The 23,912-nt window shown below is 71.7% G+C and carries 18 protein-coding genes; 14 read left to right on the top strand and 4 right to left on the bottom strand.

Annotated elements, in window-relative coordinates; translation table 11 throughout:
- Positions 1–99: 99 nt before the first annotated feature.
- Positions 100–1,434, bottom strand: coding sequence for a 4-aminobutyrate--2-oxoglutarate transaminase (gabT, locus tag ACIRB4_RS29985; RefSeq protein WP_403295569.1), 1,335 nt, complete (start codon positions 1,432–1,434; stop codon positions 100–102).
- Between the two features lie 526 nt (positions 1,435–1,960).
- On the opposite strand from gabT, the gene ACIRB4_RS29990 reads away from it, so the two are divergent.
- The 4 genes from ACIRB4_RS29990 (at position 1,961) to ACIRB4_RS30005 (ending at position 8,671) form a co-directional block, all read left to right on the top strand.
- Positions 1,961–4,150 (top strand): ATP/GTP-binding protein, encoded by a 2,190-nt coding sequence (locus ACIRB4_RS29990; protein ID WP_403295571.1) that lies wholly within the window; start codon positions 1,961–1,963, stop codon positions 4,148–4,150.
- Positions 4,151–4,304: 154 nt separating this feature from the next.
- A complete protein-coding gene (locus ACIRB4_RS29995; RefSeq protein ID WP_403295573.1) occupies positions 4,305–5,867 on the top strand; it encodes a PucR family transcriptional regulator in 1,563 nt (520 codons plus the stop codon).
- A gap of 235 nt (positions 5,868–6,102) precedes the next feature.
- Positions 6,103–7,071 (top strand): EamA family transporter, encoded by a 969-nt coding sequence (locus tag ACIRB4_RS30000; protein WP_403295575.1) that lies wholly within the window; start codon positions 6,103–6,105, stop codon positions 7,069–7,071.
- Positions 7,072–7,225: 154 nt separating this feature from the next.
- Positions 7,226–8,671 carry an aldehyde dehydrogenase family protein gene (locus tag ACIRB4_RS30005; RefSeq protein ID WP_403295577.1) on the top strand — a complete coding sequence of 482 codons (1,446 nt, stop codon included), beginning with the start codon at positions 7,226–7,228 and terminating at the stop codon, positions 8,669–8,671.
- Positions 8,672–8,854: 183 nt separating this feature from the next.
- Here the strand turns inward: ACIRB4_RS30005 and ACIRB4_RS30010 are convergent, their stop codons facing one another.
- The 3 genes from ACIRB4_RS30010 to ACIRB4_RS30020 are packed head-to-tail and all read right to left on the bottom strand — an operon-like array spanning position 8,855 to position 11,353.
- Positions 8,855–9,568: a WbqC family protein gene (locus ACIRB4_RS30010; RefSeq protein ID WP_403295579.1), complete on the bottom strand. Its 714-nt coding sequence runs from the start codon at positions 9,566–9,568 to the stop codon at positions 8,855–8,857.
- Positions 9,569–9,593: 25 nt separating this feature from the next.
- Positions 9,594–10,283, bottom strand: a complete 690-nt coding sequence (locus ACIRB4_RS30015; RefSeq protein WP_403295580.1) for a YdcF family protein — start codon at positions 10,281–10,283, stop codon at positions 9,594–9,596.
- Between the two features lie 8 nt (positions 10,284–10,291).
- Complete coding sequence (locus ACIRB4_RS30020; RefSeq protein ID WP_403295581.1) at positions 10,292–11,353, bottom strand: helix-turn-helix domain-containing protein; 1,062 nt, start codon at positions 11,351–11,353, stop codon at positions 10,292–10,294.
- A 119-nt stretch (positions 11,354–11,472) separates the two neighbouring features.
- Here ACIRB4_RS30020 and ACIRB4_RS30025 point away from each other — a divergent pair, with 119 nt between their 5' ends.
- The 10 genes from ACIRB4_RS30025 (at position 11,473) to ACIRB4_RS30070 (ending at position 23,828) form a co-directional block, all read left to right on the top strand.
- On the top strand, positions 11,473–11,883 hold the full coding sequence (locus tag ACIRB4_RS30025) for a hypothetical protein (RefSeq protein WP_403295583.1): 411 nt from the start codon (positions 11,473–11,475) through the stop codon (positions 11,881–11,883).
- Between the two features lie 430 nt (positions 11,884–12,313).
- Positions 12,314–13,438 carry an adenosylhomocysteinase gene (locus tag ACIRB4_RS30030; RefSeq protein WP_403295584.1) on the top strand — a complete coding sequence of 375 codons (1,125 nt, stop codon included), beginning with the start codon at positions 12,314–12,316 and terminating at the stop codon, positions 13,436–13,438.
- A gap of 9 nt (positions 13,439–13,447) precedes the next feature.
- Positions 13,448–13,990, top strand: a complete 543-nt coding sequence (locus ACIRB4_RS30035; protein WP_403295585.1) for an NUDIX hydrolase — start codon at positions 13,448–13,450, stop codon at positions 13,988–13,990.
- Positions 13,991–14,399: 409 nt separating this feature from the next.
- A complete protein-coding gene (locus tag ACIRB4_RS30040; RefSeq protein WP_403295586.1) occupies positions 14,400–16,322 on the top strand; it encodes an acyl-CoA dehydrogenase family protein in 1,923 nt (640 codons plus the stop codon).
- Between the two features lie 235 nt (positions 16,323–16,557).
- Complete coding sequence (dxr, locus tag ACIRB4_RS30045; protein WP_403295587.1) at positions 16,558–17,808, top strand: 1-deoxy-D-xylulose-5-phosphate reductoisomerase; 1,251 nt, start codon at positions 16,558–16,560, stop codon at positions 17,806–17,808.
- Positions 17,805–19,109, top strand: coding sequence for a M50 family metallopeptidase (locus ACIRB4_RS30050; RefSeq protein ID WP_403295588.1), 1,305 nt, complete (start codon positions 17,805–17,807; stop codon positions 19,107–19,109). Before dxr ends, ACIRB4_RS30050 begins: the two co-directional genes overlap by 4 nt.
- Before the next feature lie 128 nt (positions 19,110–19,237).
- On the top strand, positions 19,238–20,395 hold the full coding sequence (gene ispG, locus ACIRB4_RS30055) for a flavodoxin-dependent (E)-4-hydroxy-3-methylbut-2-enyl-diphosphate synthase (protein ID WP_403295589.1): 1,158 nt from the start codon (positions 19,238–19,240) through the stop codon (positions 20,393–20,395).
- A gap of 237 nt (positions 20,396–20,632) precedes the next feature.
- Positions 20,633–21,478: a GNAT family N-acetyltransferase gene (locus ACIRB4_RS30060; protein WP_403295590.1), complete on the top strand. Its 846-nt coding sequence runs from the start codon at positions 20,633–20,635 to the stop codon at positions 21,476–21,478.
- Between the two features lie 29 nt (positions 21,479–21,507).
- Complete coding sequence (locus ACIRB4_RS30065) at positions 21,508–22,065, top strand: GNAT family N-acetyltransferase (protein ID WP_403295592.1); 558 nt, start codon at positions 21,508–21,510, stop codon at positions 22,063–22,065.
- 68 nt (positions 22,066–22,133) lie between these two features.
- Positions 22,134–23,828, top strand: a complete 1,695-nt coding sequence (locus tag ACIRB4_RS30070; protein WP_403295593.1) for a proline--tRNA ligase — start codon at positions 22,134–22,136, stop codon at positions 23,826–23,828.
- Positions 23,829–23,912: the final 84 nt, after the last annotated feature.

Raw genomic sequence — 23,912 nt, forward strand, 5'->3', positions numbered from 1 at the left:
CACGGAAAGGGGGGCCGACAGCCGGATCTCCATCCCGCCATCGGCCCCCCACACGTTCTTCACAGGAGGTGTCGTACGCCTCGGATTCCGGCGGAAGCGTCAGATTCCGGCGAACGCGTTCTCGATGATGTCGAGGCCCTCGTTCAGCAGGTCCTCGCCGATCACCAGCGGCGGCAGGAAGCGCAGCACGTTGCCGTAGGTGCCACAGGTCAGGACGAGCAGGCCCTCGGCGTGGCAGGCCTTCGCCAGCGCGCCCGCGGCCTCCGGGTCGGGCTCCTTGGTCGCCCGGTCCTTCACCAGCTCGATGGCGATCATGGCGCCACGGCCACGGATGTCGCCGATCGCGTCGAACTTCTCGGCCATCGCCGACAGGCGCGCCTTCATGACCGACTCGATGTTCTTCGCCTTGGCGTTGAGGTCGAGCTCCTTCATCGTCTCGATGGAGCCCAGCGCACCGGCGCAGGCCACCGGGTTGCCGCCGTAGGTGCCGCCCAGACCGCCGCCGTGCACGGAGTCCATGATCTCGGCGCGGCCGGTGACGGCGGCGAGCGGCAGGCCGCCCGCGATGCCCTTGGCGGTCGTGATCAGGTCCGGGACGATGCCCTCGTCCTCGCAGGCGAACCACTGGCCGGTACGGCAGAAGCCGGACTGGATCTCGTCCGCGACGAAGACGATGCCGTTGTCGTTGGCGAACTTCACGATGGCCGGCAGGAAGCCCTTGGCCGGCTCGATGAAGCCACCCTCACCGAGGACGGGCTCGATGATGATCGCGGCGACGTTGTCGGCGCCGATCTGCTTGCTGATCTGGTCGATCGCCTGGGCGGCGGCCTCGGGGCCGCAGTTCTCGGCGCCGGTGGGCCAGCGGTAGCCGTAGGCGACCGGCACGCGGTAGACCTCGGGCGCGAACGGACCGAAGCCCTGCTTGTACGGCATGTTCTTCGAGGTCAGGGCCATCGTCAGGTTCGTACGGCCGTGGTAGCCGTGGTCGAAGACGACGACCGCCTGGCGCTTGGTGTACGAACGGGCGATCTTGACCGCGTTCTCGACGGCCTCGGCGCCGGAGTTGAACAGCGCGGACTTCTTGGCGTGGTCGCCCGGGGTCAGCTCGGCCAGCGCCTCGCAGACCTCCACGTAGCCCTCGTACGGCGTGACCATGAAACAGGTGTGCGTGAAGTCGGCGAGCTGCGCGGCGGCGCGGCGGACCACGGCCTCGGCGGAGGCGCCGACGGAGGTCACGGCGATGCCGGAGCCGAAGTCGATCAGACGGTTGCCGTCGACGTCCTCGATGATGCCGCCGCCGGCCTTCGCGGTGAAGACGGGCAGCACGGAGCCCACGCCGCCGGCCACGGCGTCGAGGCGGCGGGCCTGAAGCTCCTGCGACTTCGGACCGGGAATGGCGGTGACGACGCGCCGCTCCTGCGGGACAGCGTTCATGCGGGGCTCCTGGGATGTTCGGGACGCACTGGTGGTCTCTTCGCAGGCTAGGCGTGGGGGAGGGGGGCGGGCATGCGCCGATAGGGAGTGTTGCGTGGTCGGTCGTTGTCCGTCACGGACATAGGCGCGTGGCGACGACACCGGCGCGAGTCGCTGAACTCACTCCCGTGGGGGCACTAGATTGACCGTGCACAGACGGGCCTGGCTGGTCAGGGGGCAGCGGTTCATGGAATCCGAAGGCACATACGACGCGCGCGGCACACGGCCCGATGCGGTGCCACGCCCGGCGGAGCCACCACACCTCCCGCCCCCGGCCTCGGCGGGACCGCCACCGCCGGCGGGGCCGCCGGCGCACGGGGCTGGGGGGCCGGCTCCGGTTGCGGGGGAGGGTCCCTCTGCGGGGCTGCCTTCGCCTGCGGGGCCGCGTCCGCCCGCTCGACCGGGTGCGTCCGCTGGACCCGGCCCGTCCGCTTCCGGCGGGGCGCCTTCGCGACCGCTCGGCTCCGCGCCCGCCGGTTCGCCCGCGATGCCGCTCCACGCGCCCACCACCCGCCCGGCCGTCGCCGACTGGCTGCGCGTGCCGCGACCGGCCGCCGCCCCCGGTGTCTGGCGGCTCGGCCACCGCGAGCGGCCCGCCGAGGAACCGGACCTCGTCCCCGGCCGCCAGCTGCTCACCGGCGCCTTCATCGCCTACCTCTGCGGCTGGCTCCTGTGGTCACTGCTCTTCAACGGATACCTCGAAGGGTGGTGGATCTTCGTCGACGACTGGTGGCTGCTGCCGATGACCCTGCTCGTGCCCGACTCCTGGCAGTCGGTGCACAGCCCGCAGATCCACCTCTTCGTCGCCGCCACGTACCTCTGGAACGCGATCGTCCTCTCCCTGCTCGCCGTCGGCTTCGGACGCGTCGGCAACTGGCGTGAGGTGTGGCAGCGCTACGGCGTGCCGCTGTGGCCCCTGTTCGTGCTCGTGCAGGGCGTCTGGCAGGAGATGCCCCGCGACCGGGAGACCTGGCTCACCTGGACCTCCAACGTCTACTACGTCCTGCTCGCCGTCGCCGTCGCCGCCGCCGTGACGCGGGTCGGCACCTGGCCGGCCGTCCGCCGGCGCCTGGGAACGGCCGACCCGGCCGCCGAAGCGGCGGCCCCGCCCACCGCCGACCCCGTGGAGTGGCCCGAGCTGCGCGAGGCCGGGCTCACCGAGGCCGCGAGCACCCTCGCCGACGCCACCCGCCGAGGCGCCCTCGGCGACGTCGACTACGCCCGGATCCGGCGTGCCTGGCAGGGCGTACGCACCCGACCCGAGCGGCTCGCCGCCTTCGACGACGCCGTGCGCACCCGGGGCGCCGCCGCCTGCGCCCACCCCTCCGGCCTCCGCGACCTGCCCGTCCGTACCGCCACCCACGACCTGGCCACCGCCCAGGTACGCATCGGCACCGCCGCCGACCACCCGCGCAACCCGTACGCGCGCCGCACCACCGGCGTCGCCCTGGAGCCCGCCCTGCTGGGCACCTCGCTGCTCGCCGTCGGCCCCGCCGGATCCGGCAAGACCGTGCGTCTCGTACGGCCGGTCGTCGAGTCGCTCTGTCTGCAGGCGCTGGCCAACCGGGCGGCCGTCGTCGCCGTCACCGCCCACGGCACCGCCCTCGGCCCCGACGACTCCTTCGACGTCGTCGTCTCCGTGGGCCGCGCCGACTCCACCCACGACCTCGACCTGTACGGCGGCGCCGACGACCCCGACGAGGCCGCCAGGATCCTCGCCGAGGCGCTCGTCGGGGACCTCGCCGCCGACAGCCGCCGGGCCGCCACCGCGCTCGCCCAGCTCCTCGGGCCGTTCCACAGCGCGTACCGGCGCTTCCCGGCCGTCCCCGAGCTGCGCGAACTGCTCGCCGGGACACCGGAGGCGACCGCCGCGCTGCGCCGGGCCGTCGCAGGCGACCCGGCCCAGCTGCGCGAGCTCGACGCCCGCGCCCGCCAGGCCGAGCGCGCCGACGACGTCGCCGTGCTGCTCGCCGAGCGGATCGCCTTCCTCGACCGGCCGGCCTTCGCGCGGTTCTTCCGAACCGACGCGGAGGGACCGCGGCGGCAGTTCTCCCTCCGGGCCGTCGAACACCCGCTCAGGGTCCGCGTCGACCTGCCCGAACGGGGCCACGCCGAAGCGTCCCGGATCGTCTCCCGGCTGCTGCTCGCCCAGTTCGCCGAGGCCGCCCTCGCCCGCCGCGACCGGTCGCTGTTCGCCTGTCTGGTCCTCGACGACGCCTCGTACACCGTCACCGCCGACTCGGTACGGGCGGTGCAGCGGCTGCGCTCGGCCAACGCCGGTGTCGTCCTCGCGCTGCGCAGCCTGGAGGACGTGCCCGAGACGCTGCGCGGCCCGCTGCTCGGCGCGGTCGGCTGCCGGATGGCGTTCGCCGGGATCGCGCACTGGGACGGAGGACGGTTCGCCGAGACATGGGGCACCGAATGGGTGCAGACGCGGGACGTCACCAACCGGCAGATCATCTCCGACGAGCCCCTCACCAAGGCCCTGCACTTCATGCGGCGCGTGGTGACCGGCAAGGCGGCGACGGCGGAGGCCGTGACCGTACGCGAGGTGGAGCGGGAGCGGTGGTCGGCCTCCGACCTGGCGCACGCGGTCCCGGCCGGGCACGCGGTGCTCTCCCTCACCGATGTGCGGGGCGAGCACACGCCACCGCTGCTGGTGGACCTGCGGAGCTGACGCCTTCGAGCGCGGGGGCGACGCCGGCGGAGCCGAAGCCTTCGAGCGCGGGGCGACGCCGGAGCCGGCGCGCGGGGCACTGGGCCCTGGCACAATCGGGGGCGCCGCTCGGCTGAGCGGCCCTCCCCTCGCTCAAAGGTCCGACGGTCCCCCAATGCCGCCCACCCTCGCCTCCCTCGTCCAGCACTCGGCGCTCAAGCTCACCGTCCGAGCCGGTGAGGACCGCCTCGACGCCCCCGTACGCTGGGCCCACGTCAGTGAGCTCACCGACCCCGTCCCCTACATGGAGGGCGGCGAGCTGCTGCTCACCACCGGGCTCACCCTCGACGCCGAGGACCCCGAGGCGATGCACCGCTATGTGCGGCGGTTGCTCGCCGCCGGGGTGGTGGGGCTCGGATTCGCGATCGGCGTCAACTACGAGGACATCCCTGAGGCGCTCCTCGACGCGGCACGGGCCGAGGGCCTGCCGCTCCTGGAGGTGCCGCGGCGGACGCCGTTCCTGGCGATCAGCAAGGCGGTGTCGGCGGCCATCGCGGCGGACCAGTACCGGGCCGTGACCGCCGGCTTCGAGGCGCAGCGCGAACTCACCCGGGCGGCCCTCGCCGAAGGGCCGGCCGCGGTGGTGGCCCGGCTCGCGGCGCACGTGGACGGGTGGGCGGCGCTGTACGACACCTCGGGCACGGTCCTCGCCGTGTCACCCGAGTGGGCGGCCCGCCGGGCCGCGCGGTTGACGCCCGACGTCGAGCGGCTGCGGGAACGGCCCGCCCCGGCGAGCGCGGTCGTCGGCGGCACGGACGACCGGGTCGAGCTGCAGTCCCTCGGGACCGGGCGGCGGGTCCGGGGCGCGCTGGCGGTCGGGACGGCGGCGCCGCTCGGGACGGCGGAACGGTACGCCGTGCACTCCGCCATCGCCCTGCTGACGCTCACGACCGAGCGCTCCCGCTCGCTCCAGGCGGCCGAGGGGCGGCTGGGCGCGGCGGTGCTGCGGATGATGCTCTCGGGGCAGCCGGACCACGCGCGAGCCGTGGCGGGCGACCTGTACGGCGGGCTCCTCGACGCGCCCTTCCGCCTGCTGATCGCCGAGCCGGCGACGGGCGAGCCGGAGGGTGAAGCGCCGCTTCCGGTGCTCGCGGAGGCGCTGGAGTCGGCGGCGGCCCGGGCGGGCGAGACGGTCCTCGCGGTGCCGGAGGGCGAGGAGCGGCTGCTCGTCCTCGCCACCGACGGCGGAGCGGTCGTCACGGCGTGCGAGGCGTACGCCGAGCGGGAGGCGGAGGAGGCCGGGGTCGTCGTCGGGCTCTCGGCGCCGACGGGCCCGATCGCGGCGGCGGCCGCGTACAAGCAGGCCGAGCAGGCGCTGTCGGTGGCCCGTCGGCGTGGCCGGGCCCTGGTGGAGCACGAGGACCTGGCAGCGGGCTCGGTCCTGCCGCTGCTCGCCGACGACGCGGTACGCGCCTTCGCCGACGGCATGCTCCGCGCCCTCCACGAGCACGACGCCACGGGCCGCGGCGACCTCGTCGCCTCCCTGCGCGCCTGGCTCTCCCGCCACGGCCAGTGGGACGCGGCGGCCGCCGACCTGGGCGTGCACCGTCACACCCTGCGCTACCGCATGCGCCGGGTGGAGGAGATCCTCGGCCGCTCCCTGGACGACCCGGACGTCCGCATGGAGCTCTGGCTGGCCCTGAAGGCGACGGGCGGCGACACACCGGGCGCCTCCTAGGTCGGGCGACCGGCGGGTCCCGTACGCCGTGTCCGGCGGGGGCGCCCGGCGATCGGAGCGACGGCCCGTGCGGCGTGGCGACACGCGGCCGCGCCGCTTACGGCACCGCCTCGCCCCGCGTACGGCACCCCTCAACCCACCCACCTCACGGCGCCGCGGCCGAAACCCGCCCCACCTGCCCGTTCGCGGGCAAATTCCTTGGTCATCAGGTCCGCGATTCCCTAGTCTCCTGAACATGCCAAGCCCCGCCGCCGAACCGGCCTCCGAGGTCCAGACGTCCGCCTCCGCCTCCCCCGGCACCCCCGCCCGCACGCCCCGCCGGATCTCCGGTGCCGTGTGGGCCGCCCTAGGGATCGTGTACGTCGTCTGGGGGTCCACGTACCTCGGCATCCGGATCGTCGTCGAGACGATGCCCCCGTTCCTCTCCGCCGGCGCCCGCTTCGTCACCGCCGGGTTGATCCTCGCCGGGCTCATCGCCTGGCGGCAGGGCCCCGCCGCCCTCAAGGTGACCCGCAAGCAGCTCGCGTCGGCCGTCGTCGTCGGCCTGCTGCTGATCCTCGGCGGCAACGGCCTCGTCGTGCTCGCCGAGACCTCCGTCCCGTCCGGCCTCGCCGCCCTGCTCATCGCCGTCGTGCCCGCCTGGGTCGTCCTGCTGCGGGCCGCCTCCGGCGAGCGCCCCGCCGGGTTCGCCGTGCTCGGCGTCCTCCTCGGCCTCGCCGGCCTCGCCGTGCTCACGCTCCCCGGCCTCAGCGGCGACGTCCATCTCGGCGGCGTCCTGCTCGTGATCCTCGCCGCCCTGCTGTGGTCCGTCGGCTCCTTCACCTCCGGCCGGATCCCGATGCCGTCCAACCCCTTCACCGCCAGCGCGTACGAGATGGTCGCCGGCGGTCTCGCCGGCATCGTCGTCGGCCTCGTCCGCGGCGAGCAGCACGGCCTCGACCTGGCCGCCCTCTCCACCCGCTCCTGGGTCGCCCTCGCCTACCTGATCCTCTTCGGCTCGCTGCTCGGGTTCACGGCCTATGCCTGGCTGCTCCAGAGCGCACCGCTGTCGCTCGCCGCCACCTACGCCTACGTCAACCCCGTCGTCGCCGTCCTCCTCGGCGCCCTCGTCCTCAACGAGGCGCTGACCTGGCCGATCGCACTCGGCGGCGGCATCGTCGTCGCGGGCGTCTGCCTCATCGTCTCCACCGAGCGACGGTCGTGACCCCGCTCTTCCGCCAAACCGTCAGGGCCGCCACCCCTCACCACTCCACAGCGGACAAACCACACGCCGCCCCCTCGGCCCTACCGTGGCACGCAGACACGTCAGCGACCCCACTGACGGCACGACACCACCGATACGAAAGGGCCGGGACGCAATGACTGCCACCCACGCCTTCTGGCTCGCCGGCCGCGAGGCCACCGGCGAGGCCACCTTCGACGTCACCTCCCCCTGGGACGGTCGTCTCGTCGGCAAGGTGAGCGTTCCCACCGAGGCCCAGGTCGAGGAGGCCGTCGCCGCCGCGCACGCCGTCGTCGACGAGTTCGCCGCCACCCCGGCGCACCTGCGCGCCGCAGCCCTCGACCACGTATCGAAGCGTCTCGCCGAGCGCACCGAGGAGATCGCCCAGCTGATCTCCGCCGAGAACGGCAAGCCCGTCAAGTGGGCGCGCGGCGAGGTCGGCCGTGCCGTCTCCGTCTTCCGCTTCGCCGCCGAGGAGGCCCGCCGGTTCAACGGCGGCGAGGCCCAGCGCCTCGACACCGACGCCGGTGGCGTCGGCCGGCTGGCCCTGACCCGCCGTATGCCCAAGGGTGTCGTCCTCGGCATCGCGCCGTTCAACTTCCCGCTGAACCTCAGCGCCCACAAGGTTGCCCCGGCCATCGCCGTCGGCGCCCCGATCATCCTCAAGCCGGCCCCGGCCACCCCCATCTCGTCCCTGATCCTGGGCGAGCTGCTGGCCGAGACCGACCTGCCGGCCGGCTCCTGGTCCGTCCTGACCGTTCCGAACGACCGGATGCCCGCCCTCGTCCAGGACGAGCGCCTCCCCGTCATCTCCTTCACCGGTTCGGACAAGGTCGGCTACGCCATCCAGCAGTCGGTGCCCCACAAGCACTGCACCCTGGAGCTCGGCGGCAACGCCGCGGCCGTCGTCCTCGGCGACTGGGCCTCCGAGGCCGACCTGGACTGGGCGGCGACCCGTATCGCCACCTTCTCCAACTACCAGGGCGGCCAGTCCTGCATCTCCGTGCAGCGCGTGATCGCCGACGCGTCGGTCTACGACCGGCTCGTCCCGAAGATCGTCGCCGCCGTCGAGGCGCAGGGCACCGGCGACCCGTCGGACGACACCACCGACGTCGGTCCGCTCGTCAGCGAGGACGCGGCCAAGCGCGTCGAGTCCTGGGTGGACGAGGCGGTGAAGGACGGCGCGACCCTCCTCACCGGCGGCAAGCGCGACGGCGCCACCTACGCCCCGACCGTGCTCGCCGACCTGCCGGCCGGCACCACCCTGGCCTGCGAGGAGGTCTTCGGACCGGTCCTCACCCTGAAGAAGGTCGACGGCGAGGCCGAGGCCTTCGCCGAGGTCAACAACTCCAAGTTCGGCCTCCAGGCCGGCGTCTTCACCCACGACCTCCAGACCGCCTTCCGCGCCCACCGCGCGCTGGAGGTCGGCGGCGTGATCGTCGGCGACGTCCCGTCCTACCGCGCCGACCAGATGCCCTACGGCGGCGTCAAGCAGTCCGGCGTCGGCCGCGAGGGCGTCAAGTACGCCATGGACGACTACACCTACGAGCGCGTCCTGGTCCTGACGGGCCTCGCGCTGTAACCCGTACACCACCTGTACGGACCAAGACCGACGGCCGGAGCCCACTGTGCGGGGGCTCCGGCCGTCTCCCTTATCCAAGCTCTGACCTGCGAGAAGCGTCGGATCTTGGCTGAACCCCGTGAACGCGTGGGAACACCGGCCCAATGGTCTTGGCCAGGGTGATCGTGCTTCCGCGAGCGGTCTCTACGCCCCACGCGCGCGGGAAGCCGCATCCTGCAACTCTTGGCGAAGTCCATGTGTGCCCACCGCTGCTAAGGCCCACAGGGCGCTGATGGATTGCGCATGCTCCCACGGCGGTCCCGACGTCTCCGGTGGCAGGAAGGGCACGACAGCCACGCCCGCGTCCGAGAAGGCACGGTGCTCGACGTAGCGCATGCCGCCGCGGCCACACAAGTACGTTCTGCTGCGCGTAACTGCGGTGAGGTCCGCGAGGCGCGTGGATCGGCCGGCACGAGCGGTCAGCGCGCTGCTCCGGACCATGGCCCCAGACCACCCCACGGCCGCCAGGAGCGCCAACGTGGACGCCTCGGCGACAGATGCCGTGCGCTTTGTGGCGTCGAACTCCTCCAGCACCCGGTCCACGACCGCCTCTACGGTGGGCCAGTTCGAGCTTCGCCCGTACAACTGCTGGGTGAGTTGCTGGACCCGCCGACGGCAGCGTTCGGGTTCGGCAAGCTGCGCATCGCGGATCAGCGTGCTGCGACCTTGCGGCAGGTGGGTGGCCAGAGACAGCCACCGCCGGTCGCTCGGGTCTTCGAGGCTGGCCAGACGGGCGCGGTGCTGGTAGTCGCGTCGGGTGAACTGCACGTCGTCCAGGACGATCCACAGGTCCGCGGTGAAGAGCTTCGCGAGCGTGGACAGCCGTGGGAAGAAGTTCGGCTGATGGATCGCGCACACCGCCCCCGGAGGGGCGGTGCCCGTGTCAGGAGCTGATGAGCCTGCTGTCGAAGCCGGCGCGCAGGAGGCGCTCGTACGCGTCATGAACATCCCCCGGTACGTCCTGCTCGACGGCGAAGCCGAGCGCGGGGTACTCGATGACCCGTTGCAGGTCGCCCACGAGCATGTCGACGACGAGCTTTTCGTCGCCGATGGACTTGATGTAGTCGTCGAACTCCAGCGGCTCGGAGGCACAGACGACCTCGACCTCCGGCCAAAGCTTGCGGCACGTGGCGTACGAGCGGCGCTCCATGTACGGCTTGGAGATCAGGAGTAGCGACTCCACCTCCACGCTGGCCTCGCGCAACACCTCTCGGGACAGCGTGATGTTCTGGCCGGTGTTCCCGGCCTCGGTCTCCAGCAAGATCGCCTCGTCGGGCACGCCCAGGCCGAGGGCGTGCTCGCGGTAGTGGACTGCCTCGCCGCGCGGGAAACGGGCCGCTGTGGTCGGGCTGTTTCCGCCGCTGAAGACGACAACGGGGAACAGGCCGGCCCGATAGAGGTCGGCGGTGGCGGTGGCGACACCGAGATCATGGCTGCCCAGCCCGATGGCCGCCGAGCAGGGGCGTACCTCGTGGCCCATCTGGTGATAGCGCCAGATCAGCACGGCGTCGTTCCACTGCTCGTCGGTGATGGTGCGCTCTGCATGGTCCGGCACGGGGACTCCCTCGATCATCGCTGCCTTCACCTCGACACGAGGGTCCGCGGGTCTTCGTACGACCGCCGGATTCCCTCGATGCTGCGGAGCTGGTGGCTCAGGCCGTGCTGGGAGGCCAGGCGCGCCGCGTCGTCGAGGACGGTCAACCCATCATCGCGGGTGGCCGGGTCGGACAGAAGGATGTGCGAGTACGCGGTGTCCAGCCGGACGCGCTGCATGGGGGAGTCGACTGATCCGGTCGAGCGGGCGATGTCGATGTAGTGCAGCGCCTGACCGAGCTCGGCGGTTCCGCGATGCGCCAAGGCGAGCTTCTGGTGGGCGACCGACCAGTCCTCGGGCTCGCCCAGCTCCTCGAAGTCCCTGATCGCGGAACGCATGACCTTGGTGGCGTACTCGTTGTCGCCGTGCTTGCTGAGGGCTGTGCCCACCCAGAGACGGGCGCGGGCCTGGTCGCGGTGGCTGAGGCGGTCGTCAGTGGCCAACTGCTCGTACTGGCGTGCCGAGGCTTCGAGCTGCCCGGCCATCTCCGTGACCACGGCGAGGGAGAGCTCGATCTGTGCCGCGCGTCGCGGGATGGCCAGGTCGTGGAACAGGCGGTGCGCTCGCAGGTAGGAGTGGCGCGCGGAGAGCGGACCGAGGATGGCTCCCTGGTCGCGCTGTAAGTCTCCGAGGAGGACGAGGGAGCGGCCGTAGAGATAGGCGCCCTTGTCGTCGAGGCCGCGCGGCTCGTGGTGGCTGAGCCACCTGTTCAGCAGGTCCGAGGCGAAGGTGAACCGCTGGTGGCTGAGGCAGACGATGGCGCGGTCGATGTCCTCTGTCCATGCCTCGTGATCCACGGACGGGGCGGTCCGCCGGCCGTGCAACGCCTTCTCGAAGCGCGCGTGCGCAGCCTCGTCGGCGCGGGCGAGAGCGGTGTCGAGGATGGCCTGTGTGTCGGGGCGCGGGTGGGTGTCCGCGCCGTGCTTCTCCCACTTGGCCACGGTGCGCAGCGCCACGCCCAGGTGCTCGGCGAAGGCGCGGGTGCTCATCCGAAGTGCCGAGCGCAGTGCTTTGGCTTCTCGGCCGGTCCATTGCTGCACGCTGACCACGGGCTGCCTCCCTCCGCCGCGTATCGAAGCACGCCGAGTGCACGCGAGGGGCGGGAAGTGCAACGGAAGTACAACAGACGGTCATTTCGAGGCCGTTCAGTCACCGGGACGCTCAGTGCATGGAACCCATCACGGAACACCGCGAGGTCGGTGAGGTCCACGTTTACGGCTACCTGCGCCATACGACTGGCTTGGCGGCCCGCCACACGGCCCTGGTCGACTCCCTCGCCGAATACTGCCTCCAGCACGAGTTGACGCTGCACGGCGTCTTCACCGAGCGCGAGGCGACCACGACCCCGCTTGCCCCGGCCTTCGTCGGCCTCCTCGACGTCCTCGCCCTGGCCGGCACGTACGGCGTGGTCGTGCCTTCACGCAGCCACCTGGGGCCCAAGGGGCTCGCCGCCGAGCGCGAGCGCCGCATCAAGGAGGCCGGGGCCTCCCTGATCGTCGTCCGCAGAAGCAGTCCCCGACTGGGGAGGGAGCGCCGGGCCGAGGCACGGCCAGTCGTCCGGCAACGGGGAGGGGTCTGATGTCATTCCGCGACGCTCTGAGGAGCGCGGCCCACGTCGACAAGCTCCCCGATCTCCGCCTCCTTCCTCTCGGCCAGGACTGGGACATGGTGCGGGTACCGGCAGAGACCGGCTTCCTCGCACTCGCCCGGCTCCGGGCCGCCGAGGAGGAACTCGGCCCGGTGCTGTACGACCGCCTGAGCCAGCGCCTGTACTTTGCCGTACCCACGGGGAGCGGCAGCCTCTGGCTGGACCTGCCTGTGCACGTTCTGGGCGTCGGTTCCTGGCTCGTGGCCCCGGATCCGGACTGCTCGGATGGGCACACCGGCGGATGGTGCGAGCTGCCCGACGACGAAACGCTCACCGGCCCCGCCGCCCTCCGCAGCGCCCTTGGGCCACAGCAAACCGACCCCGTGCGCCACCTCACCGCCGTACCGGAGGAGACACCGCCATGGACACCCTGGAACGGGCCCGTTTCGACACGTACTTCGAGCGCATCGCCCGACGGTTCACGCCCGCTGAGCGCCCAGCCTCGGTCCTGATCACACACGTGCTGCCCGAGCGGCCGGCCTTCGTCCGCGGCGTGGGCACGGTCACCGACCTGCGGACCGTCCTGCCCAAGCCGAAGTCGGTCGACCCGCACGCCCTGTGCCAGATCGAGGACGACGGGTACAGCTGCGCCGAACTGTCCCGCGAGCTGTTCACCGACCCGGACCGGGCGCTCGGCTTCCTGGAGGCACGGGCCGCAGGCCGGCCGGTCGTCCTGCTCGACGTCGGCGGCTACTTCGCCCACACGCTCGGAGCGCTCTGCGACCGCTTCTCCGGCCAGATCCTCGGCGTCGTCGAGGACACGGAGAACGGCCACCGCCGGTACGCCGAACTCGGCAAGCTGCCGTGTCCGGTCGTCTCCGTGGCCCGCTCGCCGCTGAAGGATCCCGAGGACTACCTCGTCGGTCAGTCGATCGTCTTCTCGACCGAGGCGCTCATGCGCTCCCGTGGCGACATCCTGATCGGCCGCTCTGCCCTCGTGGTCGGCTTTGGAAAGCTCGGCTCAAGTATCGCCCGCCTGCTCCACGGCAAGGGCGTACACGTCACCGTCCACGACATCGACCCGGTCAAGCGCACCCAGGCCCTCTCACAGGGCTTCGCGGTGACCTCCGACCGCGATGCCAGCCTCGCCGAGGCTGGACTCGTCCTGTGCGCCACCGGCTCCCTGGCACTCCGGGGCCAGGACTTCCCGAGGCTGCGCGTCGGCGCCTATGTCGCCACGGTGACCAGCAGCGAGGACGAGCTCGACCTCGCAGGGCTGCCGCCGATCTATCAGCGCGTCCACGTCGGCGAGCACGTCACCCGCTATCTGACCGCCGACCACCACTTCGACCTGCTCAACGGCGGCAACGCCGTCAACTTCCTGCACGGCGCCAGCGTTGGTCCGTTCATCTTCCTCGTCCAGGCCGAGATACTCGCCGCCTCCGCCGCCCTCGCACGCGGCGGCTTGGAGCCCGGCATGCACGAGATCAGCCCCACCGACCGCGCCGCCATCGCCGCGACGTGGCTCGACCACTTCCACCACTGAGGAGACACCTTGCCCATCAAGCCCGACCAAATCCGCGAAATGCTCGACGAGTACCTCGACGCCTATCCCGACGAGAAGTGGCGCCTCTCACCCATCGGCGAACTGCTCGACGCTGACCACGACGTCACCAGCCGCAAGACCTTCGACGGCCACCTCACCGCCGGAGCGATCCTCGCCGACCCCGCTGGCCGCGTCCTCCTGATCAAGCACCGCGCGCTGAACCGGTGGCTGCTCCCCGGCGGCCACCTGGAGCCCCAGGACGAGAGCCTCCTCGAAGCCGCACAGCGCGAGCTCGCCGAGGAGACCGGCATCTCAGCCTCGGCGGTCATCCCCGCCGGGCACCGCCCCCTCCACGTCGACGCCCACCACATCCCCGCGAACCCGGCCAAGGACGAGCCGAGCCACCGTCACTTCGACTTCCGCTTCCTCTTCCGCACCCACTCCGACGCGGTTGAGCTCCAGGAAGAGGAGGTCACGGCGGCGGCATGGCGCTACGCAGACGAAATCGAGAACGAGACCCTGCGCACGCGCGTTCTCGAAGCCCTGCGCTGAAGCACCCGGAGTCGCCTGGTCCCGGCCTACGGGGTAGGCGCGGGGCCAGGCGGTCCGGGTTCCCGAATAGCCTCGGTGAGGGTGACCTCCATCTGAATGACTTCTCGGTTGTCGTTGATCCGTGCCGCGAGGCCGTTTATGGACCTGCTGTCGAAGTAGGGGTGTTCCCGCGGGAACATAGGTGAGGGTGTATGCGAAGAGATACGGCCGGATGAGTGGAGATGCGGGCCGAAACGCTGGGCCGTTCGTGCAGGTCAGAGCCAAACCACAGGTCAGGGGTGGTTTAAGGAACGCACTGTGCGGGGGCTCCGGCCGTCCTCTCCTGTTTCCCCACGCTGTGAAATCGGGTACTACGGACGGGTAGCCACAAGCCCCACGAGCCCCCGATGAGCGGCGAGGTGAGCTCCGTATGTCCGCACCCACCCAGCGGCCCAAGGTCACGGAACGAGAAGCGCGGCAGGTCGCCGAGGCCGCGCGCGAGCAGGACTGGCGCAAACCCAGCTTCGCCAAGGAGCTCTTCCTCGGCCGCTTCCGGCTGGACCTCATCCACCCGCACCCCCTCCCCTCCCAGGAGGACGTACGGCGCGGCGAGGCCTTCCTTGCCAAGCTGCGGGACTTCTGCGAGACGCGCATCGACGGCCGGCTGATCGAACGCGAGGCCCGCATCCCCGACGAGGTCGTCTCCGGCCTCAAGGAACTCGGCGCGCTGGGGATGAAGATCGACCCGAAGTACGGCGGGCTCGGCCTCACCCAGGTGTACTACAACCGCGCCCTCGCCCTCGTCGGATCCGCGAGCCCCGCGATCGGCGCCCTGCTCTCCGCCCATCAGTCGATCGGCGTACCGCAGCCGCTGAAAATCTTCGGCACGCCGGAGCAGAAGGACACCTTCCTGCCCCGCCTCGCCCGCACCGACATCTCGGCCTTCCTGCTGACCGAGCCCGACGTGGGGTCCGACCCTGCCCGGCTCGCCACCACCGCCGTGCCGGACGGCGACGACTACGTCCTGGACGGGGTGAAGCTCTGGACGACCAACGGCGTCGTCGCCGACCTGCTCGTCGTCATGGCCCGCGTACCGAAGTCCGACGGCCACAAGGGCGGCATCACCGCCTTCGTCGTCGAGGCCGACTCGCCCGGCATCACGGTCGAGCACCGCAACGCCTTCATGGGCCTGCGCGGCCTGGAGAACGGCGTCACCCGCTTCCACGCCGTCCGGGTACCCGCCGCGAACCGCATCGGACCGGAGGGCGCCGGCCTCAAGATCGCCCTGACGACCCTGAACACCGGCCGCCTCTCGCTGCCCGCGATGTGCGTCGGCGCGGGCAAGTGGTCGCTGAAGATCGCCCGGGAGTGGTCCGCCGTACGCGAGCAGTGGGGCAAGCCCGTCGCCCGCCACGAGGCCGTGGGCACCAAGATCTCCTTCATCGCGGCGACCACGTTCGCCCTGGAGGCCGTCGTCGACCTCGCCTCGCAGATGGCCGACGAGGACCGCAACGACATCCGCATCGAGGCGGCGCTCGCCAAGCTCTACGGCTCCGAGATGGGCTGCCTCATCGCCGACGAGCTGGTCCAGATCCGGGGCGGGCGCGGCTACGAGACGGCGGACTCACTGGCGGCCCGGGGCGAGCGGGCGGTCCCGGCCGAGCAACTCCTGCGCGATCTGCGGATCAACCGGATCTTCGAGGGCTCGACCGAGATCATGCACCTGCTCATCGCCCGGGAGGCGGTGGACGCGCACCTCGCCGTCGCGGGCGACATCATCGACCCGGAGAAGTCCCTCTCCGACAAGGCCCGCGCGGGCGCCCGGGCGGGCGGGTTCTACGCCCGCTGGCTGCCGAAGCTCGTCGCCGGACAGGGGCAGGTGCCGGGCGCCTACCGGGAGTTCGGCGACCTCGCCACGCACCTGCGGTACGTCGAGCGGACGTCGCGGAAACTGGCCCGGTCGACGTTCTACGCCATGTCCCGGTGGCAGGGGCGGATGGAGCTGAAGCAGGCGTTCCTCGGCCGGATCGTGGACATCGGCGCGGAGCTCTTCGCGATGAGCGCGGCGTGCGTACGGGCGGAGTCGCTTCGGTCGACGGGCGGCCACGGCCGCGAGGCGTACCAGCTCGCGGACGTGTTCTGCCGTCAGGCGCGGCTGCGGGTGGAGGAGCTCTTCGGCCGCCTGTGGTCCAACACGGACGAGGTGGACCGACGGGTGGTGGAGAGCGTGCTGGCGGGCGCGTACGAGTGGCTGGAGGCGGGAGTCGTCGACGCGAGCGACGACGGCCCCTGGATCGCGGACACCCCACCGGGCCCGTCGGCGAAGGAGAACGTCCACCGCCGCATCGGCTGACGGGAACCGGTGCGCCGGGGCTGCGCCCGCCGGCACCCCGGGGCCGCCACCCCGGGGCTGCGCCCCCTTGTGGGCCAAACCCACGGCCCCGGCGCCCGACGCAGGGCCCTCGTGCGCGAGGCCCTCCCCGGGCCACCACCCCCGCGCCCCCCGCCCCCGGGCTCCCACCACCTCTTCGAGGCGTTCACCCACACCCCGTGAAGGCCGCCCCGTCTTTGCGGTGAGAATGGGGGGCATGAGCGACCGCCCCTCTCCTCTCGCCGATCCGCACATCGCCTTCGATCCAGCCGAAGGCCGCCGGGACATCGTCGTCCTCGGCTCCACCGGATCCATCGGCACCCAGGCCATCGACCTGGTCCTGCGCAACCCCGACCGCTTCCGGGTCACCGCCCTCGCCGCGTCCGGCGGCCGGGTCGGGCTGCTCGCCGAGCAGGCGCACCGGCTGCGGGTGGCCACGGTCGCCGTCGCCCGCGAGGACGTGGTGGAGGAGTTGCGGGACGCGCTGAGGCACTTGTACGGCTCCGAGCCGCTGCCCGAGATCCTCGCGGGCCCGGACGCCGCTACCGAGCTCGCCGCCTCCCCCTGCCACACCGTGCTCAACGGCATCACCGGCTCCATCGGTCTCGCGCCCACCCTCGCCGCCCTCGAAGCCGGCCGCACCCTCGCCCTCGCCAACAAGGAGTCGCTGATCGTCGGCGGCCCGCTGGTCAAGGAGCGGGCCAAGCCCGGCCAGATCATCCCGGTCGACTCCGAGCACGCCGCCCTCTTCCAGGCGCTCGCCGCCGGCACCCGCGCCGACGTCCGCAAACTGGTCGTCACCGCCTCCGGCGGCCCCTTCCGCGGCCGTACCCGCGACGAGCTGGCGCACGTCACCCGCGAGGACGCGCTCGCGCACCCCACCTGGGCGATGGGCCCCGTCATCACGGTCAACAGCGCCACCCTGGTCAACAAGGGCCTGGAGGTCATCGAGGCGCACCTCCTCTACGACATCCCCTTCGACCGCATCGAGGTCGTCGTGCACCCCCAGTCGTACGTCCACTCGATGGTCGAGTTCACCGACGGCTCCACCCTCGCCCAGGCCACCCCGCCCGACATGGGCGGCCCGATCGCCATCGGCATCGGCTGGCCCGAGCGGGTCCCCGACGCGGCCCCCGCCTTCGACTGGTCCACGGCCTCCACCTGGGAGTTCTTCCCGCTCGACACCGAGGCGTTCCCCTCCGTCGGACTCGCCCGGCACGTCGGCACGCTCGGCGGCACCGCCCCGGCCGTCTTCAACGCGGCGAACGAGGAGTGCGTCGAGGCGTTCCTCGCCGGAAGGCTGCCGTTCAACGGAATCATGGATACGGTCACCGCGGTCGTCACCGAACACGGCACCCCCGCCCGGGGAACCTCGCTCACGGTGGCGGACGTCCTGGAAGCGGAGACCTGGGCCCGCGCCCGGGCCCGGGAACTGGCAGCGAAGGCAACCGCGGAGGCACGCGCATGACCGCACTTCTCTACGTCCTCGGCATCGTGCTGTTCACGCTGGGGCTGCTCGTCTCCATCGCCTGGCACGAGCTCGGCCACCTCTCCACGGCCAAGCTGTTCGGCATCCGCGTGCCCCAGTACATGGTCGGTTTCGGCCCCACGATCTGGTCCCGGCGGAAGGGCGAGACGGAGTACGGCATCAAGGCCATCCCGGCCGGTGGCTACATCCGCATGATCGGGATGTTCCCGCCCGGCAAGGACGGCCGTCTCGAGGCCCGCTCCACCTCCCCCTGGCGCTCGATGATCGAGGACGCCCGCGAGGCCTCCTTCGAAGAGCTCCAGCCCGGCGACGAGAAGCGGCTCTTCTACACGCGCAAGCCGTGGAAGCGCGTCATCGTGATGTGCGCCGGACCCTTCATGAACCTGGTCCTGGCCGTCGTGCTCTTCTTCGGCAGCATGATGGTGCTCGGCATCGAGGGCCAGACCACCAAGGTCGCCGGCGTCCAGAAGTGCGTCATCGAGCAGAGCGAGAAGCGCGACACCTGCGGTAAGGACGACCCGGTCTCCCCGGCCCACGCGGCGGGCCTCAAGGAGGGCGACAAGATCGTCGCCTTCAACGGCACGCCCGTCCGCGACTGGAACACCCTCTCCGACCACATCCGCGACACCATCGGCCCCGCCACCCTGACCGTCGAGCGCGACGGCCGGCAGCTCGACCTGCACCCCACCCTCGTCGCCAACCAGGTGCTCAAGAAGGACGAGGACGGCCGGGTCGCCAACCCGCCGGCCTACGTCAAGGCGGGATACCTGGGCTTCGCCTCCAAGTCCGAGGTGATGCCCCTCACCTTCGGCGAGACCACCGCCCGCATGACGGACCTGCTGCAGACCGGCGCCGAGTCCGTGGTCGCCCTGCCCAGCAAGATCCCGGCCCTGTGGGACGCCACCTTCGGCGACGGCGAACGCGCCGCGGACTCCCCGGTCGGCGTGGTCGGCGCGGCCCGGCTCACCGGCGAGCTCATGACCGTCGAGGCGCCGCCGGAGCGGATCCTCGTGATGTTCATGAACGTCCTGGTGATGTTCAACGTCTCGCTGTTCCTGTTCAACATGCTGCCGCTGCTGCCCCTCGACGGCGGGCACATCGCCGGCGCCCTGTGGGAGTCGGTACGGCGGCACACCGCGCGGATCTTCCGCCGCCCCGACCCCGGCCCGTTCGACGTGGCCAAGCTGATGCCGGCCGCCTATGTGGTGGCGGGTGTCTTCATCTGCTTCACGCTGCTCGTCCTCGCCGCCGACATCGTCAATCCGGTGAAGCTCACGTGACGCACGGGCGGCCGGAGCCCCGTGGTGTCCGGCCGCCCACCGCCGGGGCGGTAACCTCGAAGACCTGAGCCCGCCGACGTACGGGATCTCGATCCGCATCTTGGCCACACCTTGGGGTTGCACAGCTGATGACCGCGATTTCTCTCGGTATCCCGTCCGTTCCGACCAGGCTCGCCGAGCGGCGCAAGAGCCGCCAGATCCAGGTCGGTTCCGTGGCCGTCGGCGGCGACGCGCCCGTTTCGGTGCAGTCGATGACCACCACCCGTACCTCCGACATCGGCGCCACGCTGCAGCAGATCGCCGAGCTGACCGCCTCCGGCTGCCAGATCGTCCGCGTGGCCTGCCCGACGCAGGACGACGCCGACGCGCTCGCGATCATCGCGAAGAAGTCGCAGATCCCGGTCATCGCCGACATCCACTTCCAGCCGAAGTACGTCTTCGCCGCGATCGACGCCGGCTGCGCCGCGGTCCGGGTCAACCCGGGCAACATCAAGCAGTTCGACGACAAGGTCAAGGAGATCGCCAAGGCGGCCTCCGAGGCCGGCACCCCGATCCGGATCGGCGTCAACGCCGGCTCGCTCGACGCCCGGCTGCTGAAGAAGTACGGCAAGGCCACCCCCGAGGCGCTCGTCGAGTCCGCCCTGTGGGAGGCGTCCCTCTTCGAGGAGCACGGCTTCCAGGACATCAAGATCTCGGTCAAGCACAACGACCCGGTCGTCATGGTCAACGCCTACCGTCAACTCGCCGCCCAGTGCGACTACCCCCTGCACCTCGGCGTCACCGAGGCCGGCCCCGCCTTCCAGGGCACCATCAAGTCCGCCGTCGCCTTCGGCGCGCTGCTCGCCGAGGGCATCGGCGACACCATCCGCGTCTCGCTGTCGGCGCCCCCGGCGGAGGAGATCAAGGTCGGCATCCAGATCCTGGAGTCGCTCAACCTGCGCCAGCGCCGCCTGGAGATCGTCTCCTGCCCGTCCTGCGGCCGGGCCCAGGTCGACGTCTACAAGCTCGCCGAAGAGGTCACCGCGGGCCTGGAGGGCATGGAGGTCCCGCTGCGCGTCGCCGTCATGGGCTGCGTCGTCAACGGCCCCGGCGAGGCCCGCGAGGCCGACCTCGGCGTCGCCTCCGGCAACGGCAAGGGCCAGATCTTCGTCAAGGGCGAGGTCATCAAGACCGTCCCCGAGTCGAAGATCGTCGAGACCCTCATCGAGGAGGCGATGAAGATCGCCGAGCAGATGGAGAAGGACGGCGTGATGAGCGGCGAGCCCGAGGTCGTCGCGGTCGGCTGACCGCCCGCCGAGGAGCCCGGGGTCGTCGCCGTTGGACGGCCCCAGGGAGCCCGACCGGCCCCCGCACCACCCCGTACGTACGCCAGGAAGCCCGCCGCACCCCGTACGTACGCCACGAAGCCCCGCCGCACCCCGTGCCGCGGGGCTTCGCCGTACCCGTCCGTCCGCTCACCCGACACCTCCCCGACGCGCCAGGTACAGTGCGGAGACCAGCAGACCGTATGGTGAGGCCCCCTCGTGTTGACGCAGACCACCACCCGGGTCCTCGAACCCGCCGACCTCGGCGCCGCGCTCGCCGTCCTGGAGAGCGCCCCCGTCGAGAACGCCTTCGTCGCGGCGCGCGTCCAGGCGGCCGGACTCGACCCCTGGCGCCTCGGCGGCGAGATGTGGGGCTGGTACACCGACGGGCGACTGCGCTCCCTGTGCTACTCCGGCGCCAACCTCGTCCCCATCTGCGCCACCCCCGAGGCCGTCCGCGCCTTCGCCGACCGGGCCCGCAGGACCGGCCGCCGCTGCTCCTCCCTCGTCGGCCCCGCCGAACCCACCGCCCAGCTCTGGCGGCTCCTGGAACCCGGCTGGGGCCCCGCCCGGGACGTCCGCCCGCACCAGCCGCTGATGGTCACCGAGGAACCCTCCGCCACCGTCGAGCCCGACCCCTTCGTCCGCCGCGTCCGCAAGGACGAGATGGACGTGATCCTGCCCGCCTGCGTCGCCATGTTCACCGAGGAGGTCGGCATCTCGCCCATGGCCGGCGACGGCGGACTGCTCTACCAGGCCCGCGTCGCCGAACTCGTCGGCTCCGGACGCTCCTTCGCCCGCATCGAGGACGGCAAGGTCGTCTTCAAGGCGGAGATCGGCGCCGCCACCCGCCAGGCCTGCCAGATCCAGGGCGTCTGGGTCGCCCCGGAACACCGCGGCAAGGGCCTCTCCGAGACCGGCATGGCCGCCGTCCTGCGCTACGCCCTCGCCGACGTCGCCCCGGTCGTCAGCCTCTACGTCAACGACTACAACACCCCCGCCAGGGCGGCGTACCGCCGGGTCGGCTTCCGCGAGGCCGGCGCCTTCATGAGCGTGCTGTTCTGAGGCCGGGGACCGACTTGTAGGGTGCGCGCATGGATGACGCTGACGTCACGATCGGACCGGTCAATCTCGCCGCGAGGGTGGACGACGCCCTCGCCGTGCAGGCGCTCGCCTTCGGGCTGAGCGAGGACGAGATCGTCGTACGGCGCCACATCGTGCTCCGCCATCTGCTCAACCCCGGCGCCCGCGCCTACGGCGCCACCACCGCCTCCGGCCGCCTCGTCGGCTTCGTGTACGGCATGCCCAACGACCGCGCCCACTGGTGGTCCGGCGTCGTGGAGCCGTACCTCCGCGCCACCGGCACCGCGGACTGGCTCGACGACTCCTTCGTCATCACCGAACTCCACGTCCACCCCGCCCACCAGGGGCGGGGAGTGGGCCGGGCGCTGATCACGACGATCACCGACGAGGCCGAACAGCCCCGCTCCATCCTCTCCGCCATCGACACCGAGAGCCCCGCCCGCGCGCTGTACCGGGCCCTCGGCTACACCGACCTCGCCCGGCGGGTGCACTTCCCCACCGCGCCCCGCCCGTACGCCGTGATGGGCGCCCCGCTGCCGCTGCGGAGGAAGGCACCGGGGCGGAACTGATTTCCGCCCGCGCGGGCCACCCGGCTAACCTCCTAGCCATCACACTTTTATCCGCAGGAGAGTTCCCCATGGCCCAGGTCCAGCGCATGTCCCGGTTGATGGTCAAGACACTGCGCGACGACCCGGCGGACGCCGAGACGCTCAGCCACAAGCTGCTCGTCCGCGCCGGTTACGTCCGCCGCAACGCCGCGGGCATCTGGTCCTGGCTGCCGCTCGGCATGAAGGTCCTGGAGAACGTCTCCCGCGTGGTGCGCGAGGAGATGGACGCGATCGGCGCGCAGGAGGTCCTGCTGCCCGCGCTGCTGCCCAAGGAGCCCTACGAGGCCTCCGGCCGCTGGGAGGAGTACGGCCCCGAGCTGTTCCGCCTCCAGGACCGCAAGGGCGGCGACTACCTCCTCGGTCCGACGCACGAGGAGATCTTCACCCAGCTGGTCAAGGACCAGTGCACGTCCTACAAGGACCTGCCGGTGATCCTCTACCAGATCCAGACGAAGTACCGCGACGAGGCGCGTCCCCGCTCGGGCATCCTGCGCGGCCGCGAGTTCCAGATGAAGGACTCGTACTCCTTCGACACCACGGACGAGGGCCTGGCCGAGTCGTACGCGCTGCACCGACAGGCGTACATCAGGATCTTCGACCGGCTCGGGCTCGACCACAAGATCGTCTCCGCGATCTCCGGCGCCATGGGCGGCTCGGCCTCCGAGGAGTTCCTCGCCCCGGCCGCGGCCGGCGAGGACACGTTCGTGTACTGCCCGAACTGCGAGTACGCCGCCAACACCGAGGCCGTCACCTTCAAGGCCGAGGCGGTGGACGGCTCGGCCGTCGGCCCCGTCGAGGAGCTGGACACCCCCGACACCCCGACCATCGAGTCCCTCGCCGAGCACCTCGGCGTCCCGGCCTCCGCCACGCTGAAGAACCTGCTGGTCAAGGTCGACGGCGAGATCGTCGCCGTCGGCGTGCCCGGCGACCGGGAGGTCGACCTCGGCAAGCTGGAGGACCACCTGGCCCCGGCCGTCGTCGAGCTGGTCACCGCCGAGGACTTCGAGGGCCGTCCCGACCTGGTACGCGGCTACGTCGGCCCGCAGGGCCTCGACAAGGTCCGTTTCATCGCCGACCCGCGCGTCGCCCCCGGCACCGCCTGGATCACCGGCGCGAACAAGGCCGACACGCACGCGAAGAACGTCGTCGCGGGCCGCGACTTCCAGGTCGACGACTACCTCGACGTCGTCGTGGTCGAGGAGAACGACCCCTGCCCGAACTGCGGCACCGGCCTGAAGATGGACCGCGCGATCGAGATCGGCCACATCTTCCAGCTCGGCCGCAAGTACGCCGACGCCTTCCAGCTCGACGTCCTCGGCCAGAACGGCAAGCCGGTCCGCGTGACGATGGGCTCGTACGGCATCGGCGTCTCGCGCGCCGTCGCCGCCCTGGCCGAGCAGCACGCCGACGACAAGGGCCTGTGCTGGCCGGCCGAGGTGGCCCCGGCCGACGTCCACGTCGTCGCGGCCGGCAAGGCCCTCCAGACCGAGCTGGCCCTCGAGGTCTCCGAGAAGCTCAAGGACGCGGGTCTGCGGGTCCTGGTCGACGACCGCGCGGGCGTCTCCCCGGGTGTGAAGTTCACCGACGCGGAGCTCATCGGCGTCCCGAAGATCCTGGTCGCCGGCCGCCGCTCGGCCGAGGGCGTCCTGGAACTGAAGGACCGCCGCACGGGCGAGCGCGAGGAACTGACGGTCGACGAGGCGATCACCCGCCTGAGCGCCTGACGGAGGGAGCGACCCGTTGTGGGCACCCGTTCCGCTGGGGCGGAACGGGTGGGCACAACGGACGGCGCCCTTGCCGGGCCCAGG

Source organism: Streptomyces sp. NPDC093600 (assembly GCF_044764755.1).
In the GTDB taxonomy this organism is placed as follows: Bacteria; Actinomycetota; Actinomycetes; order Streptomycetales; family Streptomycetaceae; genus Streptomyces.

What these genes read in the sequence shown, in the direction of transcription:
- ACIRB4_RS30050 (WP_403295588.1), top strand. Translation starts at nt 17,805, where the DNA reads ATGACCGCACTTCTCTACGTCCTCGGCATCGTGCTGTTCACGCTGGGG.
- ACIRB4_RS30065 (WP_403295592.1), top strand. Translation starts at nt 21,508, where the DNA reads ATGGATGACGCTGACGTCACGATCGGACCGGTCAATCTCGCCGCGAGG.
- ACIRB4_RS29995 (WP_403295573.1), top strand. Translation starts at nt 4,305, where the DNA reads ATGCCGCCCACCCTCGCCTCCCTCGTCCAGCACTCGGCGCTCAAGCTC.
- ACIRB4_RS30000 (WP_403295575.1), top strand. Translation starts at nt 6,103, where the DNA reads ATGCCAAGCCCCGCCGCCGAACCGGCCTCCGAGGTCCAGACGTCCGCC.
- ACIRB4_RS30025 (WP_403295583.1), top strand. Translation starts at nt 11,473, where the DNA reads ATGGAACCCATCACGGAACACCGCGAGGTCGGTGAGGTCCACGTTTAC.
- ispG (WP_403295589.1), top strand. Translation starts at nt 19,238, where the DNA reads ATGACCGCGATTTCTCTCGGTATCCCGTCCGTTCCGACCAGGCTCGCC.
- ACIRB4_RS30070 (WP_403295593.1), top strand. Translation starts at nt 22,134, where the DNA reads ATGGCCCAGGTCCAGCGCATGTCCCGGTTGATGGTCAAGACACTGCGC.
- ACIRB4_RS30040 (WP_403295586.1), top strand. Translation starts at nt 14,400, where the DNA reads ATGTCCGCACCCACCCAGCGGCCCAAGGTCACGGAACGAGAAGCGCGG.
- ACIRB4_RS30030 (WP_403295584.1), top strand. Translation starts at nt 12,314, where the DNA reads ATGGACACCCTGGAACGGGCCCGTTTCGACACGTACTTCGAGCGCATC.
- ACIRB4_RS30015 (WP_403295580.1), bottom strand. Translation starts at nt 10,283, where the DNA reads ATGATCGAGGGAGTCCCCGTGCCGGACCATGCAGAGCGCACCATCACC.
- ACIRB4_RS29990 (WP_403295571.1), top strand. Translation starts at nt 1,961, where the DNA reads ATGCCGCTCCACGCGCCCACCACCCGCCCGGCCGTCGCCGACTGGCTG.
- dxr (WP_403295587.1), top strand. Translation starts at nt 16,558, where the DNA reads ATGAGCGACCGCCCCTCTCCTCTCGCCGATCCGCACATCGCCTTCGAT.
- gabT (WP_403295569.1), bottom strand. Translation starts at nt 1,434, where the DNA reads ATGAACGCTGTCCCGCAGGAGCGGCGCGTCGTCACCGCCATTCCCGGT.
- ACIRB4_RS30005 (WP_403295577.1), top strand. Translation starts at nt 7,226, where the DNA reads ATGACTGCCACCCACGCCTTCTGGCTCGCCGGCCGCGAGGCCACCGGC.